At 63.7% G+C, this 13805-nt stretch carries 11 protein-coding genes; 5 read left to right on the forward strand and 6 right to left on the reverse strand.

The annotated features are described in order from the left end of the window. Nucleotides 1-9 precede the first annotated feature (9 nt). The 5 genes from ABIN98_RS07155 to ABIN98_RS07175 all read left to right on the forward strand — a co-directional run bounded on the left by ABIN98_RS07155 (nucleotide 10) and on the right by ABIN98_RS07175 (nucleotide 6948). Complete coding sequence (locus tag ABIN98_RS07155; RefSeq protein ID WP_346908703.1) at nucleotides 10-1524, forward strand: NADH-quinone oxidoreductase subunit C; 1515 nt, start codon at nucleotides 10-12, stop codon at nucleotides 1522-1524. A 7-nt stretch (nucleotides 1525-1531) separates the two neighbouring features. Next, nucleotides 1532-2056 (forward strand): NADH-quinone oxidoreductase subunit B family protein, encoded by a 525-nt coding sequence (locus ABIN98_RS07160; protein WP_346908705.1) that lies wholly within the window; start codon nucleotides 1532-1534, stop codon nucleotides 2054-2056. Between the two features lie 459 nt (nucleotides 2057-2515). Beyond that, nucleotides 2516-4162: a long-chain-fatty-acid--CoA ligase gene (locus tag ABIN98_RS07165; RefSeq protein WP_346908707.1), complete on the forward strand. Its 1647-nt coding sequence runs from the start codon at nucleotides 2516-2518 to the stop codon at nucleotides 4160-4162. A 109-nt stretch (nucleotides 4163-4271) separates the two neighbouring features. After that, nucleotides 4272-5891: an AMP-binding protein gene (locus ABIN98_RS07170; RefSeq protein WP_346908709.1), complete on the forward strand. Its 1620-nt coding sequence runs from the start codon at nucleotides 4272-4274 to the stop codon at nucleotides 5889-5891. A gap of 133 nt (nucleotides 5892-6024) precedes the next feature. Beyond that, nucleotides 6025-6948 (forward strand): MBL fold metallo-hydrolase, encoded by a 924-nt coding sequence (locus tag ABIN98_RS07175; protein ID WP_346908711.1) that lies wholly within the window; start codon nucleotides 6025-6027, stop codon nucleotides 6946-6948. A 4-nt stretch (nucleotides 6949-6952) separates the two neighbouring features. Here the strand turns inward: ABIN98_RS07175 and ABIN98_RS07180 are convergent, their stop codons facing one another. From ABIN98_RS07180 to kduI, 6 genes are all read right to left on the reverse strand, one after another. Then, the gene (locus ABIN98_RS07180) at nucleotides 6953-7888 is read right to left on the reverse strand and encodes a DMT family transporter (RefSeq protein WP_346908713.1); all 936 of its coding nucleotides are present in this window, start codon (nucleotides 7886-7888) and stop codon (nucleotides 6953-6955) included. Nucleotides 7889-8091: 203 nt separating this feature from the next. Continuing rightward, nucleotides 8092-9621, reverse strand: coding sequence for an altronate dehydratase family protein (locus tag ABIN98_RS07185; RefSeq protein WP_346908715.1), 1530 nt, complete (start codon nucleotides 9619-9621; stop codon nucleotides 8092-8094). After that, nucleotides 9621-10802: a mannonate dehydratase gene (gene uxuA, locus ABIN98_RS07190; protein ID WP_346908717.1), complete on the reverse strand. Its 1182-nt coding sequence runs from the start codon at nucleotides 10800-10802 to the stop codon at nucleotides 9621-9623. Before uxuA ends, ABIN98_RS07185 begins: the two co-directional genes overlap by 1 nt. Beyond that, nucleotides 10799-12256, reverse strand: a complete 1458-nt coding sequence (locus tag ABIN98_RS07195) for a mannitol dehydrogenase family protein (protein ID WP_346908719.1) — start codon at nucleotides 12254-12256, stop codon at nucleotides 10799-10801. Before ABIN98_RS07195 ends, uxuA begins: the two co-directional genes overlap by 4 nt. After that, nucleotides 12246-12974: a 2-dehydro-3-deoxy-D-gluconate 5-dehydrogenase KduD gene (kduD, locus tag ABIN98_RS07200; RefSeq protein ID WP_346908721.1), complete on the reverse strand. Its 729-nt coding sequence runs from the start codon at nucleotides 12972-12974 to the stop codon at nucleotides 12246-12248. The genes ABIN98_RS07195 and kduD overlap by 11 nt, the downstream gene beginning before the upstream one ends. Continuing rightward, nucleotides 12971-13795, reverse strand: coding sequence for a 5-dehydro-4-deoxy-D-glucuronate isomerase (gene kduI, locus ABIN98_RS07205; protein WP_346908723.1), 825 nt, complete (start codon nucleotides 13793-13795; stop codon nucleotides 12971-12973). Before kduI ends, kduD begins: the two co-directional genes overlap by 4 nt. Nucleotides 13796-13805: the final 10 nt, after the last annotated feature.

Genomic DNA, 13805 nt, shown 5'->3' on the forward strand with positions numbered 1-13805 from the left:
AAGCCGATCATGACAGCCTTCTGGGCCTCGATCCTGAAACCGGCCTTAACCGGTTCTGAAAGGAACTGGCAGAGTTCTCAGGTCGACGAGACCGAATGGACGCAGGTCGCCGAGGCGCTGGGCGGCGGAACGGCGGTTCTGCTCGGCCTGTGGGGCGACACAGATACGATCCGAATGGCGGTACACGACGAGGCGACGAACGAGATCGCCGTCCTCGCGCTTGCCTGTCCGAACGGCAGCTATCCCTCGGTCGGCCAATTCCATTCGGCTGCACAGCGGCTGGAGCGGGCGGCGCGGGACCTGTTCGGCCTTGTGCCACGCGAGTGCCCCGACGAGCGGCCCTGGCTCGACCATGGCCGCTGGGGTGTGCGCCAGCCGCTTGGTGCGGCCACGGCGGAGGCGGGTGAGGGGGATACTTATGGTTTCCTGCCCGTCGAGGGGGAAGGATTGCATCAGGTGCCGGTCGACCCGGTCCATGCGGGCATCATCGAGCCGGGGCATTTCCGCTTTACCGGCAATGGCGAGGCGGTGGTTCGTCTCGAAGAACGGTTCGGTTATGTGCATAAGGGGATCGAAGGCCTGATGGCCGGCAAGAGCCTCGAACAGGCTGTCAGTCTTGCCGCCAGAACTTCCGGTGACAGCACGGTCGCCTATGGGTTCGCGTTTTCGCGCGCCGCCGAAGACGCGCTGGGGGTGGACGTATCGGAGCGCGCGGTCTGGCTGCGGGCGCTGATGGCGGAACTGGAGCGTCTGGCCAATCATTTGGGCGATATCGGCGCGGTCTGCAACGACGCGGCCTTTGCGCTGATGCTGGCCCATTGCGGCGTGCTCCGGGAACGGGTTCTGCGCGCGTCTGATGCCGCCTTCGGCCACCGGCTCATGCGCGACCTGATCGTTCCGGGCGGGGTCGCCGCCGATCTGGATGACAACGGGATCGCCGCGATCCGGGCCGCGCTTGATGAAATCCGCCTGCGCTTTCCGCCGCTGGTCAACCTCTACGACAACACGGCATCCCTTCAGGACCGGACGGTTTCCACCGGACGGCTCGATTCCGCTCTTGCCAGGCGCTTCGGAGCCGGCGGGTTCGTCGGACGGGCTTCGGGACGGGGGTTTGACGCTCGAAAGGCACTGGGTTACGCGCCTTATGATCGGCTGTTCTTCGAAGTTCCGCTGCTGGATGCGGGCGATGTGGATGCCCGCGTCTGGATTCGCATCCGGGAGGTGGAGCAAAGCCTGTCTCTAATCGAGCAGATTCTGAATGAACTGCCGCAAGGGTCTGTTTTCACTGATGTAAAGGCAGTTTCAACCTCCTGCGAAGGACTTGCTCTCGTGGAAGGCTTCAGGGGGGATATTCTGGTCTGGCTCGGGATCGGTGAGGACGGATTGATCGAACGCTGCCATCTGCGCGATCCGTCCTGGTTCCAGTGGCCTTTGCTGGAAGCGGTGATCGAGGGCAACATCATTGCCGACTTCCCGCTGTGCAACAAGTCGTTCAACTGCTCCTATTCCGGTCACGATCTGTAGGTTCAAAATGCGCAAGCTCCTGCTCGAAAGCCTGATCAAACCGACCCTGACCGAAGCGCCGCCGACGGCGGATGAGGCTGCGATGATCGAACTGGCCGAGACGCTGGGCCGGCAGGCGCGGCAGAGCCTCGGACACAGCCTGTCGATCCGCGAGGTCGACGCGGGCTCCTGCAACGGTTGCGAGCTGGAAATTCACGCGCTCAACAACGCCTTTTACGATATCGACCGCTTCGGCCTCCGCTTCGTCGCCTCGCCCCGGCATGCGGACGTGCTGATGGTGACCGGCCCGGTGACGAAGAACATGCGCGAGGCGCTGAAGCGGACCTATGACGCCACGCCGGCGCCCAAATGGGTCGTCGCCGTCGGCGACTGCGCCCTCGACGGCGGCTGCTTTGCCGGCAGCTACGCCGTGGTCGGTGGCGTTTCGGAAGTCATTCCCGTTGACCTGCACATCCCCGGCTGCCCGCCGCCACCGGTGAAGATCCTCTCCGGCATGTTGGCCCTGCTTCAGGGCGGCAAGGTGGCGTCCTGACAGGCATGGCGTTTCCACAAACGAAAGCCGTCATCCCGGACGAAGCACAGCGGAGATCCGGGACCCGCTCGCGGGTCCGCGGAGTAAAGAAGTCGGATTGGTTCCGTCGCAGCCGCAAGTTCGGCAAGCCGATGCCATAGCTCTGGAAATGAGAAGGCCCCGGCTCAAGGCCGGGGTAACGGTCTTGGTGTGGACCGGCGCCTTGCCTAGGAAGTTGCGCAAATTTGGCCGCGAAATTTGGGCAGGAGCCAGAGCCACGCCTTGCGTGGATCTCGCGTCGTTCCTATCCCGTTGATGTTTCTACACGAAGCCCTTGCAGGAATGCGCGAAGCATTGGCACTATGCAACTGCCGTCCTGGTGGAACCACAGGCTCCCGAGAGAGCCGAAGGCGGCACGAATGAGGAGGAACAGCCGCCGGAGGACGCGCAGGTGTCATGACTTTGTGCGGGCGGCAGGGAGTGAGACAGAACATGCATGGCATGATGATGAACCGTCCGCTCAGGATCGCCGATATCCTGACGTTTGCGGAGGATGTGCACGGCAGCGCGGAGATCGTTTCAGCCACGGTCGAAGGGGGCATTCATCGGTATACTTATAAGGATGCTGCCCTGCGTGCGCGCAAGCTGGCGCAGGCATTGTTGCGCTTGGGCGTGACACCGGGGCAGCGCATTGCGACCCTGGGCTGGAACGGCTACCGCCATTTCGAGCTTTATTATGGGATTTCCGGCATCGGCGCCGTTTGTCACACGATCAATCCGCGGCTTTCCGTGGAGCAGATGAGCTACATCGTCTCCCATGCGGAAGACCGGATCCTCTGCCTCGACCTGACCTTCGTGCCTCTGGTCGAGGCGATCCTGGATCATCTGCCCAAGGACCTGCGGTTCATCATCATGACCGACCGGGCGCATATGCCCGAGACGAAGCTGCCCGGTGCACTCTGTTACGAGGAACTGGTGGAGCCTGAAACCGGAGGCTACGAATGGCCGGAGTTTCCCGAGGAGACCGCGTCGAGCCTCTGCTACACCTCCGGCACGACGGGCCATCCCAAGGGGGCGCTCTACTCGCATCGCTCCACGGTGATGCATGCTCTGATGGCGGCTGTGTCGTTCCGGGCATGCCTGCAACCGGGCCGGCGGATCCTGCCCGTCGTACCTCTGTTCCACGTCAATGCCTGGGGGTTGCCTTACGCGGCCCCGCTTACCGGCGCGTCGATCGTGTTTCCCGGGCCGCATCTGGATGGAGCGAGCCTCTACAAACTGATGGACGAGCAGAAGGTGTTCTCCGCCTGGGGCGTGCCCACGGTCTGGCTCGGTCTGCTCGGCGAGATCCGCAAGCACGGCCGTGTTCCCGAAGGCTTCGGCGAGGTGATCATCGGCGGCTCTGCCGCCCCGCGCAGCATGATCGAGGCGTTCGAGGACCTGAACGTTTCCGTCTGCCATGCCTGGGGCATGACCGAGATGAGCCCGATCGGCACGCAGGGCTCTCTGGCCCCGCCGCTGACCGACCTGCCGAAGGAAAAGCAAATCGACCTGAAATCGACGCAGGGGCGGCGTACCTTCGGCGTCGACCTGAAGATTGTGGACGCGAACGGCGAGCGCCAACCCCATGACGGGGTGGCGACCGGGGAACTCTTCGTGCGCGGCAACACGGTCGTCTCCGGCTATTTCAACAACCAGGAGGCTTCGGAAGCCGCCTTCGACGCGGAAGGCTGGTTCCGCACCGGCGATGTCGCGTCCATCAGTCCGGACGGGTTCCTGACCATCACCGACCGGTCCAAGGACCTGATAAAGTCGGGCGGGGAGTGGATCAGTTCCATCGATCTGGAAAACATGGCGATTGCCCATCCGGACGTGGCCAATTGCGCGGTGATTGCCGTGCCCCATCCGAAATGGGACGAGCGGCCGCTGCTGATCGTCGTGCCCGCCGAAGGGGCTACTCCGGACAAGGAGGAGATCCTGGCCCATTTGGCCAAGGGGCTCGCCAAATGGCAGGTCCCTGATGACGTGATCTTCGTCGACACGCTGCCGCTCACGGCAACCGGCAAGGTATCGAAACTGACGTTAAGGCAGATCTACGCCGACCATTCATTGCCCGAGGCAGGTTGATCGAAGCGGCTCGGCTTCCTACCCTGTAGAGGTGCTTCGGCCGGCCTTCGGGCCGGTCGTTTTCCGACATGCGCGCCCCGTTGATTTTGTCCCAAACAGGAGTTTTCTCATGCGTTTACCGTCCACAGTCGAGCCGAATGCGGCCAATGGCGTGCCGCTGTCGCCGCTGTCACTGTTGGACCGGTCGATCATTGTCTACGCGGACAAGCTCGCCGTGGCTCACGGTGAGCGCCGCTGGACCTATCGGGAATTCGGCGATCTGGTCCGGCGCATGGCAGGCGCCCTGGAAGAGCGCGGCATCGGGCCGGGCGATACGGTCTCGATCGTGTCCGCCAACCGTCCGGAAATGCTTGCCGCCCATTTCGCCGTGCCCATGCTGGGCGCGGTGCTCAACACGATCAACACACGCCTCGATGTGGAGACGGTGCGCTACATTCTCGATCACTGCAGCGCGCAGGTGGTTATCTCCGACAAGGCCTGCGTCGACCTTGTCGCAGAAGCCTGTGGCGACGTTCCGCTCTATTGCCTGCGTCCGGAAGGCGAGGAGGGGCCGGGCGAGGCCCTGGATCTGCTGGACGGGAAGGGGAAGGTCGCCGACTGGCCGTTCATGGACCGGGTGAAGAGCGAGTGGCAGCCGATTGCGATCAACTACACGTCCGGGACGACAGGGTCGCCGAAGGGCGTGATCTATCACCACCGCGGCGCCTATATCAACGCGCTCAACAACACCCTCGCGCTCAACTTCAACAGCACGGTGACCTATCTCTGGACCCTACCGATGTTCCATTGCAACGGCTGGAGCCACACCTGGGCGGTAACCGCGGCGGGCGGAGCCCATGTCTGCCTGGAAGGCGTCGATCCGGCCGAAATCGTGGCGGCCCTCAAGGAATTCAAAGTCACCAACATGGCCTGTGCCCCGGTCGTGCTCTACATGATGCTGGAACGGCTTGAGAAACAGGGCGATTTCCGCCCGGAACACCCGGTTCATGTCGCCACCGGCGGGGCGGCGCCGACCTCGGCGCTGATCGAGCGCATGGATGCGCTCGGCTTCAGCCTCGTTCATCTCTACGGCCTGACGGAGAGCTACGGGCCGGCGACGGGCATGCTGCCCGACCCGGTGATCGAACAGGAAACGGCGGCTGTCCGGGCGGCCTTTTCCGCGCGCCAGGGGCACGGTCTGCCGTCCGGCATTCGTGTTGAGGTCCAGCGCTCAGACGGCACACCGGTTAGATGGGACGGGATCGACATGGGCGAGATCATGCTCGCCGGACCGTCGATCATGGGCGGCTATCACGCCGATCCGTTGGCGACCTCGATCGCCTTCGAGGGCGGCATGTTTCACACGGGCGATCTGGCCGTTGTTCATCCGGACGGGGCCATGGAAATCCGCGACCGGGCCAAGGATATCATCATCACTGGCGGCGAGAACGTCTCCAGCCTGGAGGTGGAAAGCGTCCTGCACCGTCATCCGCGCGTGCTGTTGGCAGCCGTGGTGGCGGCGCCCCATCCCAAATGGGGCGAGACGCCATGGGCCTTTATTCAGCTGAACGAAGCGGACGGAGATGACCCGACTGAGGAGGACATCATCGCCTTCTGCCGGAACCACATGGCCGGATTCAAGCAACCGCGCCGGATCATCTTCATGGACCTGCCGCGAACGGCCACCGGCAAAGTCCAGAAGTTCGCCCTGCGCCAGCAGGCTCTGGAGATGCAGAAAGAGGACGCCTGACGGGCTGGCCAAACCGTTAAGGCAGACAAGGTCCGGGATTGTCCTTATGCGGCGGATTGTCTGCCCGGATTGACCGGGCGGCCTCCAGAGACGACTTTCAAATTAATGAAAGTTGGGAGGAGGAAAGCCCGCAATGAAGCTATCCACGTTGTTTCGCGCTGCTGCCGGCGCGATATTTCTCGTTGTGTCGGGTCCGGCTCTGGCCGAACTGAAAACGGTCAAGGTAACTGACACGGTCTACGCGCTGGTGGGCGACAAGGGCCAGCGCTCGCCGGAGAATTTCGCCAACAACGCCACCTTCGGCGTGATCGTCACCCAGGACGGGGTCGTGCTTGTGGATGCCGGCGGCAGCTACAAGGGCGCGGAGGAAATCGAGGCGGCGATCGAAGCCCTCACCGATCAGCCGGTGAAGGTGGTGATCAACACCGGAGGCCAGGACCACCGCTGGCTCGGCAACAGCTACTGGGCTGCCCACGGCGCCCGCCTGATCGCCTCCGAAGCAGCCGTCGGGGACCAGAAGGCGCGGGCTTCCATGGAGCAGACCATGCTGTCGCAATTGATCGGCGACAGCCTGAAAGGCACGGAACCCGTCTATGCGTCGGAGACCTTCGACGAGGACCTGGCCCTCCAGGTCGGTGGCCGGGAAATCCGGATCTTTTATACCGATGCAGCGCATACGCCCGGCGATAGCTTCGTCTGGCTGCCGGACGACAAGGTCGCCTTTGCCGGCGATATCGTCTTCACCGAACGCCTGCTCGGCGTGCTGGAAGTGTCGAACTCGGCCGGCTGGATGGCCTCCTTCGAAGCCATTGAAGCCCTGGATCCGGAACATGTCATCCCTGGCCACGGCGATCCGACGACGCTCGCGAAAGCAAAAGCCGATACCTATGATTATCTCGCCAACCTGCGCGACAGGATCCGCGCCCATATCGAGGACGGCGGTGATATCATCGGCTCGGTCGATGTCGACCAGTCGGCCTTTTCCAACCTGGAGAATTTCGACACCCTCGCCAAGCGCAACGCCCAGAAGGTGTTCACCGAAATGGAATGGGAATAGCGGCCTAGCCCGTAATCCGTGTCTTGAGGCGGCGCAGGAGATCGATCGGCGCCGTCGCCAAGATCAGGCCGCCCATGACCAGCACGAAACCCGCGAAATGATAAGGCTGGAGGTCTTCGCCTAAAAAGACCACGGCCATCAGAACGCCATAGGGCGGCAGCAGGTACATAAACAGGCCCGTCATAGACGGGCCGACGGTCTTGATGCCGTACTGGAACAGAGAGAAGGCGGCCAGCGAGGCGAAGATCACGATGCCGGCGATCGACCGCCAGGCCTCGAAGCTCGTCGGAAAGGTCTCCCGGGCGACGACTTCCCAGACCATGAAGGGAAACAGGGTGAGGGCGCCGGCACCGGCAACGACAGCAAACAGGGTGAGGGTTGGAACCTCCGCGAAGACGCTGCGCTTCAGCAGCACCGAATAGCCCGCCCAGCTCAGGGCGCAGAAGCCGATGATCAGGTCGCCCGCGTTGAAGGACAGTCCCAGGAGCACCGCCAGGCTGCCCTTGACGATGATCAGCACGACGCCGGCCATGGCGAAGCAGACCCCGATGCTTTCGCGAAGCCCCATGCGCCGACCACGGAAGATCCATTCCATCAGCAGGATCAGGATCGGCGACGAGGTGTAGATCAGCGTCGCGTTGGTCGCCGTGGTGAAGTGTAGGGCGTAGTAGACCAGCGCACCGCAGATCCACATGCCGAGCAGCCCGAGCAGGGTCACGGTCTTCCAGTGCGCCTTGAGCAGCTTTGCATGGCGCCGGATGTCCATGCCGGTAAAGGGCAGAAGCAGAAGGAAGGCGAAGCTCCAGCGCAGAAAGGCCAGCGTCCAGGGTTCTACGGCAGAGGTTGCCGCCCGGCCGAAGATCAGGTTGGAGGTAAAGAACAGCGGCATGAAAAGCAGGGCGACATAGGGCTTCCAGTCGGCGGAGGTGTTGCCGTTCATTCCGTCTCTATCTCCGGATTTCCGTCCGCCGCCGGGGCAATAAAGGCGCCGGCGCGGGAAAGGGGATGCCTGGGAGGCTTTTCGTCTGCTTATCGGCGATCAGGAAATTTGTACAGGCGCGGAACGGCGGAAACGGTACGGTTGGTGGGGATACGTTTGGAGGCCCATCGCCCAAACTCAGCCCGTCAGAACAACTCCGCCGCTCACATCACCGCGCCGACCTGCCAGGGGACGAATTCGTGGTCGCCGAGGCCAAGCAGTTCCGATTTGCTTTTCTCGCCCGAGGCGAGCGCAAGGAGTCGGTCGAGGATTTCGGCGCCCTTGTCGGCAACGGGCACGCCCCTGGTGAGAATATCGCCGCAGTTGATGTCCATGTCGTCGGGCATGGCGTTGAAGAGGGCCTCGTTAGTGGCGAGCTTAAGCGTCGGGGCGGGCTTGGAGCCGAAGGCGGAGCCGCGGCCGGTGGTAAAGACGGTTACCTGTGCTCCGCCGGCGATCTGGCCGGTGACGGAGACCGGGTCGTAGCCCGGCGTGTCCATGAAAACGAAGCCGGGCGCGCTCACCTGTTCGGCATAGTCGTAGACGGCGGCAAGCGGCGTCGCGCCGCCCTTGGCGGCTGCCCCCAGCGACTTTTCCAGGATGGTGGTCAACCCGCCGGCCTTGTTGCCGGGGCTCGGGTTGTTGTCCATGCTGCCGTCGTTCATTTCCGTATAGCGTTCCCACCAGCGGATCTGGCCGATCAGCTTCTGCGCGACGTCATCGTTGACGGCCCGGCGCAGGAGCAGCTGTTCCGCGCCGTAGATTTCCGGCGTTTCGGCCAAGATCGCTGTGCCGCCGAGGGAGACCAGAAGATCTGAGGCGGAGCCGAGCGCCGGATTGGCGGTGATCCCGGAATAGCCGTCGGAACCGCCGCATTGCAGGGCGACCTTGAGATCGGAGGCCGGGCAGGGGGTGCGGGTGATCCGGTTCACCTCCGGCAAAAGCTCCAGCACCATGGCCTTGATCGCCTCGATGGTGGCGCGGGTGCCGCCGGTGTCCTGAATGGTCAGGCCGTGAAAGCGGTCGGCCCGTTCGTCGCCGTAGACGGCCTTCATGCGGGCGACCTGCATGGTCTCGCAGCCGAGCCCAACGAAGACGGCGGCACCCACGTTCGGGTGGGTGGCATGGCCCCAGAGCACGCGCTGAAGCATCTCGAAACCGCGTCCGCTTGCCGCCATGCCGCAACCGGTGCCGTGGGCGAAGGCGACGACGCCGTCGACATTCTCATATGGCTCGAGCGCGCCGGAATTCTCCAGCTCGAACGCGGCCCGACGGATGACCGTCGCCGAACAGTTCACCGTGGCGCAAAGGGCGATGTAGTTGCGGGTGCCGACCTGGCCGTTCACCCTTCGGTAGCCCATGAAGGTCCGGGGAGCAGTTTGAGGGATAGCAGCGCGGGCCGCGTCCAGGTCCACGCCGATCTGGTAGTCCTGATCGTGGGCGGAAAACGCGCAATTGTGGGTGTGGACATGATCGCCGGGGGCGATGGCCTGCGTCGCCGTGCCGATGATCTGGCCGTATTTGACGACGCTGTCGCCGACCTGATGGGCCGCGCGGGCGATCTTGTGGCCACCGGCGACCGCGACGGGCAGCGGGTTGCCAGTCCCGAGCGGATCGCTGCCCTTCGCCACTTTCGACGGCAGGATGGCGACGGTATCGGAAGGGTGAAGCGTGATCGGCTGGGCTTCGTTCATCAGGCAACTCGTTTGTAGGACAGGCCCGCGATCACGCCGCGCAGCTCGGCCAGTCCGCGCATGCGGCCGATCAGCGGGTATCCGGGATGGGTTCCGCGTTCGCCGTCTCCCAGAAGCTCGTGGCCGTGATCCGGGCGGAAGGGGATTTCCCGATCGGGGCGTCCGGCTTCGCGGCGGCGGCCTTCCTCTTCCAGAAGGGCGGCGACAAGATCCACCATATCCGTGTCGCCGGCAAGGTGGGCAGCTTCCTCGAACGATCCGTCCGCATCCTTTTTCACATTCCGCAGGTGCGCGAAATGAATGCGGTCGGCAAACCGGCGGGCGATGGCCGAGACGTCGTTTGACGGATTGGCGCCGAGCGAGCCCGCGCACAGGGTCAGGCCGTTCGCCCGACTGTCGTGCGCCTCCATGATGCAGCCGATGTCATCGGCATCGGAAACGATGCGCGGCAGGCCGAGAATATCGCGCGGCGGGTCGTCGGGATGAATGCAGAACCGCATGCCGAGATCTTCCGCGGCCGGAATGACTTCGTCCAGGAAGCGCTTCAAGTGGCCGCGCAGCTCCGATTGGCCGATATTCTCATAGAGCTTCAGCGCGGTTTTCAGACCCTGCACGTCGTAGCGGTCATAGGCACCGGGCAGGCCCGCCATGACCGCATGCATCAGTTCCGCCCTGTCCGCTTCCGACGAGCCGTCGAACCAGCGCTTCGCCTCCTGGAGGACGCAGTCGGGATAGTCCTGGGCCGCTTCCTCCCGTTCCACCATGAAGAGTTCGAGGGCTGCCATCTTCGTGGCCGAGAAGCGCAGGCAGGTGCCGCCGCGGGCAAGCGGAGCTGCAAGGTCGGTTCGGGTCCAGTCGAGCAGCGGCATGAAGTTGTAGCAGATGGCGGTGATGCCCTCGGCGGCCAGATTAGTCATCGACTGGCGGTAATTGGCGAAAAGCGCCGACAGGTCGCCGTCATTGCGCTTGATGCGTTCGTGGATCGGCAGGCTTTCCACCACGGTCCATTCGAACCCGGCTTCCGTGACAGCCGCCTTGCGCGCGGCAATTGCTTCCCTTGTCCAGACCTCCCCATAGGGGATTTCATGCAGGGCGGTGACGATGCCGCCCGCTCCGGTCTGGGCGATTTCGCTCAGTTCAATCCTGTCCAGGGGGCCGTACCAGCGCCAGCTTTCCTTCATGCCAGTGTCTCCAGCGCCTTGCGGGTCCCGAGCCCAAGCAGGCGGCAATAGGCCTGCGTCACCGGACCGGCAAGCTGTTCGGCCAGGTCTATATCGAAGATTTCCCGGATGGAGAGCAAGGCTGTCACTTTGGCTTTCGGGATGTCTGCGCCGTCGGAAAGCACCCGCAGGCGCTCCGCCAGCGGATCCCTGACGTCGATCGGTTGCCCCTTCTCGTCGAGGCCGCCGACATAGCGCATCCAGGCGGCGACTGCGAGGATCAGGCCGGGACAGGGGCGTCCGGCTTTGAGATCATCGGCAATGGTTCCCAGAATGCGCTGGGGCAGCTTCTGGCTACCATCCATGGCGATCTGCCAGGTGCGATGGCGGATCGCCGGATTGCTGTAGCGCTCGAAAAGGGCGGCGGCGTAGTCGGCGAGATCGATGCCGGCCGGCGGGGCGAAGGAGGGCATGATCTCCTCCCGCCACAGCCGGTTGACGAAACTGGCGAAGACCGGGTCGGCGACCGTCTCTGCGATGGTTTCGTGGCCGGCCAGATACCCCAGATAGGCAAGCGAGGAATGGGTGCCGTTCAGCATCCTGAGCTTCATATGCTCATAAGGTGTGACGTCCGCAACCATCTCCACGCCGGAGGTGGCCAGATCAGGCCGTGCGTCGGAGCCATAGCCGGGCACGAAGTCGTCTTCCACGACCCACTGGCGGAAGGGCTCATGGAGAACAGGCGCTTCGTCGAGGACACCGGTCGTTTCCGCCAGCCGGTCGATGTCTTCGGGCTTGGTCGCCGGCGTGATCCGGTCGACCATTGTGGAGGGGAACCGTCCTTCCGCCTCGATCCAGTCGGCGAGTACCGGATCGAGCCTTCTGGCGAAGTCGAGCACGATGCCGCGGACCAGCATGCCGTTCCCAGGGAGGTTGTCGCAAGTAAGGACCGTAAACGGGAGCCGGCCCGCGGCGCGCCGCCGCTGAAGAGCCCGGACCAGAAACCCGGGAGCGGAGACGGGAAGGGGGTTTTCCAGATCGTGCAGGATGTCGGGATGGTTCGGATTGAGCTTACCCGTAGCCGGATCGTGGCAGTAGCCTTTTTCCGTGACGGTGAGGCTGACGATCCGGATCGCCGGGTCGGACATCCGGTCAAGAACCGCTTGCGGGTCTTCTGGCGCGACCAGAACCTCGCGGACGATTTCCACCTGGCGCAGTTTTTCACCGTCCGGTCCGAGTTCGACGGAGGTGTAGGCCCAGTCCTGGGGCGCGAGCCGGTCGCGGGTGTCGGGGCTTCGCAGGCTGACGCCGATGATGCCCCAGTTGCCGCCGGAGGCTTTCACTGCATCCTCGATATAGATGGCGCCGAATGCGCGGAAGAAGGCGCCGAGCCCCAGATGCACGATGCCGGGTTCCGGCTTCGGCGCTGCGGACCGGTGAAGACGCGGCATGTCTTTGAACGCTTCAGCGGGCAAGCCAGCCTCCGTCCACATTGAGAATGGTGCCGTGAATGTATTTCGCGGCAGGCGAAGCCAGGAAGACGGCGGCCTCGCCGATGTCGTCCGGCTCGCCCCAACGGCCCGCCGGAATGCGGTCGAGGATTGCCTGGTTGCGGTCCGGATCGTTGCGCAAGGCCTCGGTGTTGTTGGTCGCGATATAGCCCGGCGCAATGGCGTTCACATTGATGCCCTTCGCCGCCCATTCATTGGCCAGAAGCTTGGTGAGGCCTGCGAGCCCGTGCTTGGCAGCCGTATAGGAGGGTACGCGGATGCCGCCCTGGAAGGAGAGCACCGAGGCGATGTTGACGATCTTGCCTGTACCGCCGCGCTCCAGCACAGCCTTGCCGAAGGCCTGGCACGTAAAGAACGCCGCCTTCAGGTTGACATCCATGACCGCATCCCAATCGGCTTCGGTGAAGTCGACCGCATCCGCCCGGCGGATGATCCCGGCGTTGTTGACCAGAATGTCGACCGGCTCCGCGGAAAAAACGCCCTTCGCCGCCATCGGGTCCGAAAGATCGAGGACAAGTTCCTTCGCGGTCCGGATCTGGCTCACGGTGTCTGCACAGGACCGGCGTCCGGCACAGATGACCGCGGCTCCGGCACGCCCGAGTGCGATTGCTATTGCCTGGCCGATGCCGGTATTGGCGCCCGTAACGAGCGCGGTCTTGCCTTCCAGGGAAAACGGGTTCAACGCAAATCCTCCATCGCAACCATATCCATGTCCCGGTAGTCGATATTGTCGCCGGCCATGGCCCAGATGAAGGTATAGCTGCCGGTCCCCGCACCGCAATGGATCGACCAGGGCGGGGAGACCACCGCTTCCTCGTTTTTCATGACGATGTGGCGGGTTTCATCCGGCTTGCCCATGAAGTGGAAGACCCGGGTGTCCGGCGCCATGTCGAAATAGCAATAGGCTTCCATGCGCCGGTCATGCACGTGGGCGGGCATGGTGTTCCAGACCGAGCCGCCGTGGAATTGGGTGTAGCCGAGCACGAGCTGGCAGGATTCCATGACTTCCGGATGGACGAACTGGTTGATGGTGCGGTCGTTCGCCGTTTCCGGTGCACCCAGGCGCATCTTCTTGGCATCTTCCAGCCGGATCAGGCGGGCTGAAAGCGCCCGGTGCGCCGGGGCCGACGTAATGTAATAGCGACCCTTGCCGGAGAAAGTGACCGGGCCGGAGCCCATGGGCAGATAGAGCACGTCCCCGTGGCCGAGACTGTAGGTCTCGCCGCCCGCGCTGACGGTGCCGGCCTCGCCGATGTTGACGACGGCCATCTCACGACGGTCGAGGATGGTTTTCGTGCCGCATTCCTTCACCTCGTCGAGGACGAGATCCTGACCGTCCGGAACGGCGGCACCGACGATCATGCGGTCGTAATGGGTATAGGTCAGGCGTATTTCGCCTGATTTGAACAGTCCATCGACGAGAAAATGCGAGCGCAGCCCATCGGTGTCGAGTGACTTGGCGCTGTTCGGGTCGATGGCGTGACGGGTTTCGACGGTCAGCATGTTCGAGCCT

The sequence above is a fragment of the uncultured Roseibium sp. genome, from assembly GCF_963675095.2.
In the GTDB taxonomy this organism is placed as follows: domain Bacteria; phylum Pseudomonadota; class Alphaproteobacteria; order Rhizobiales; family Stappiaceae; genus Roseibium.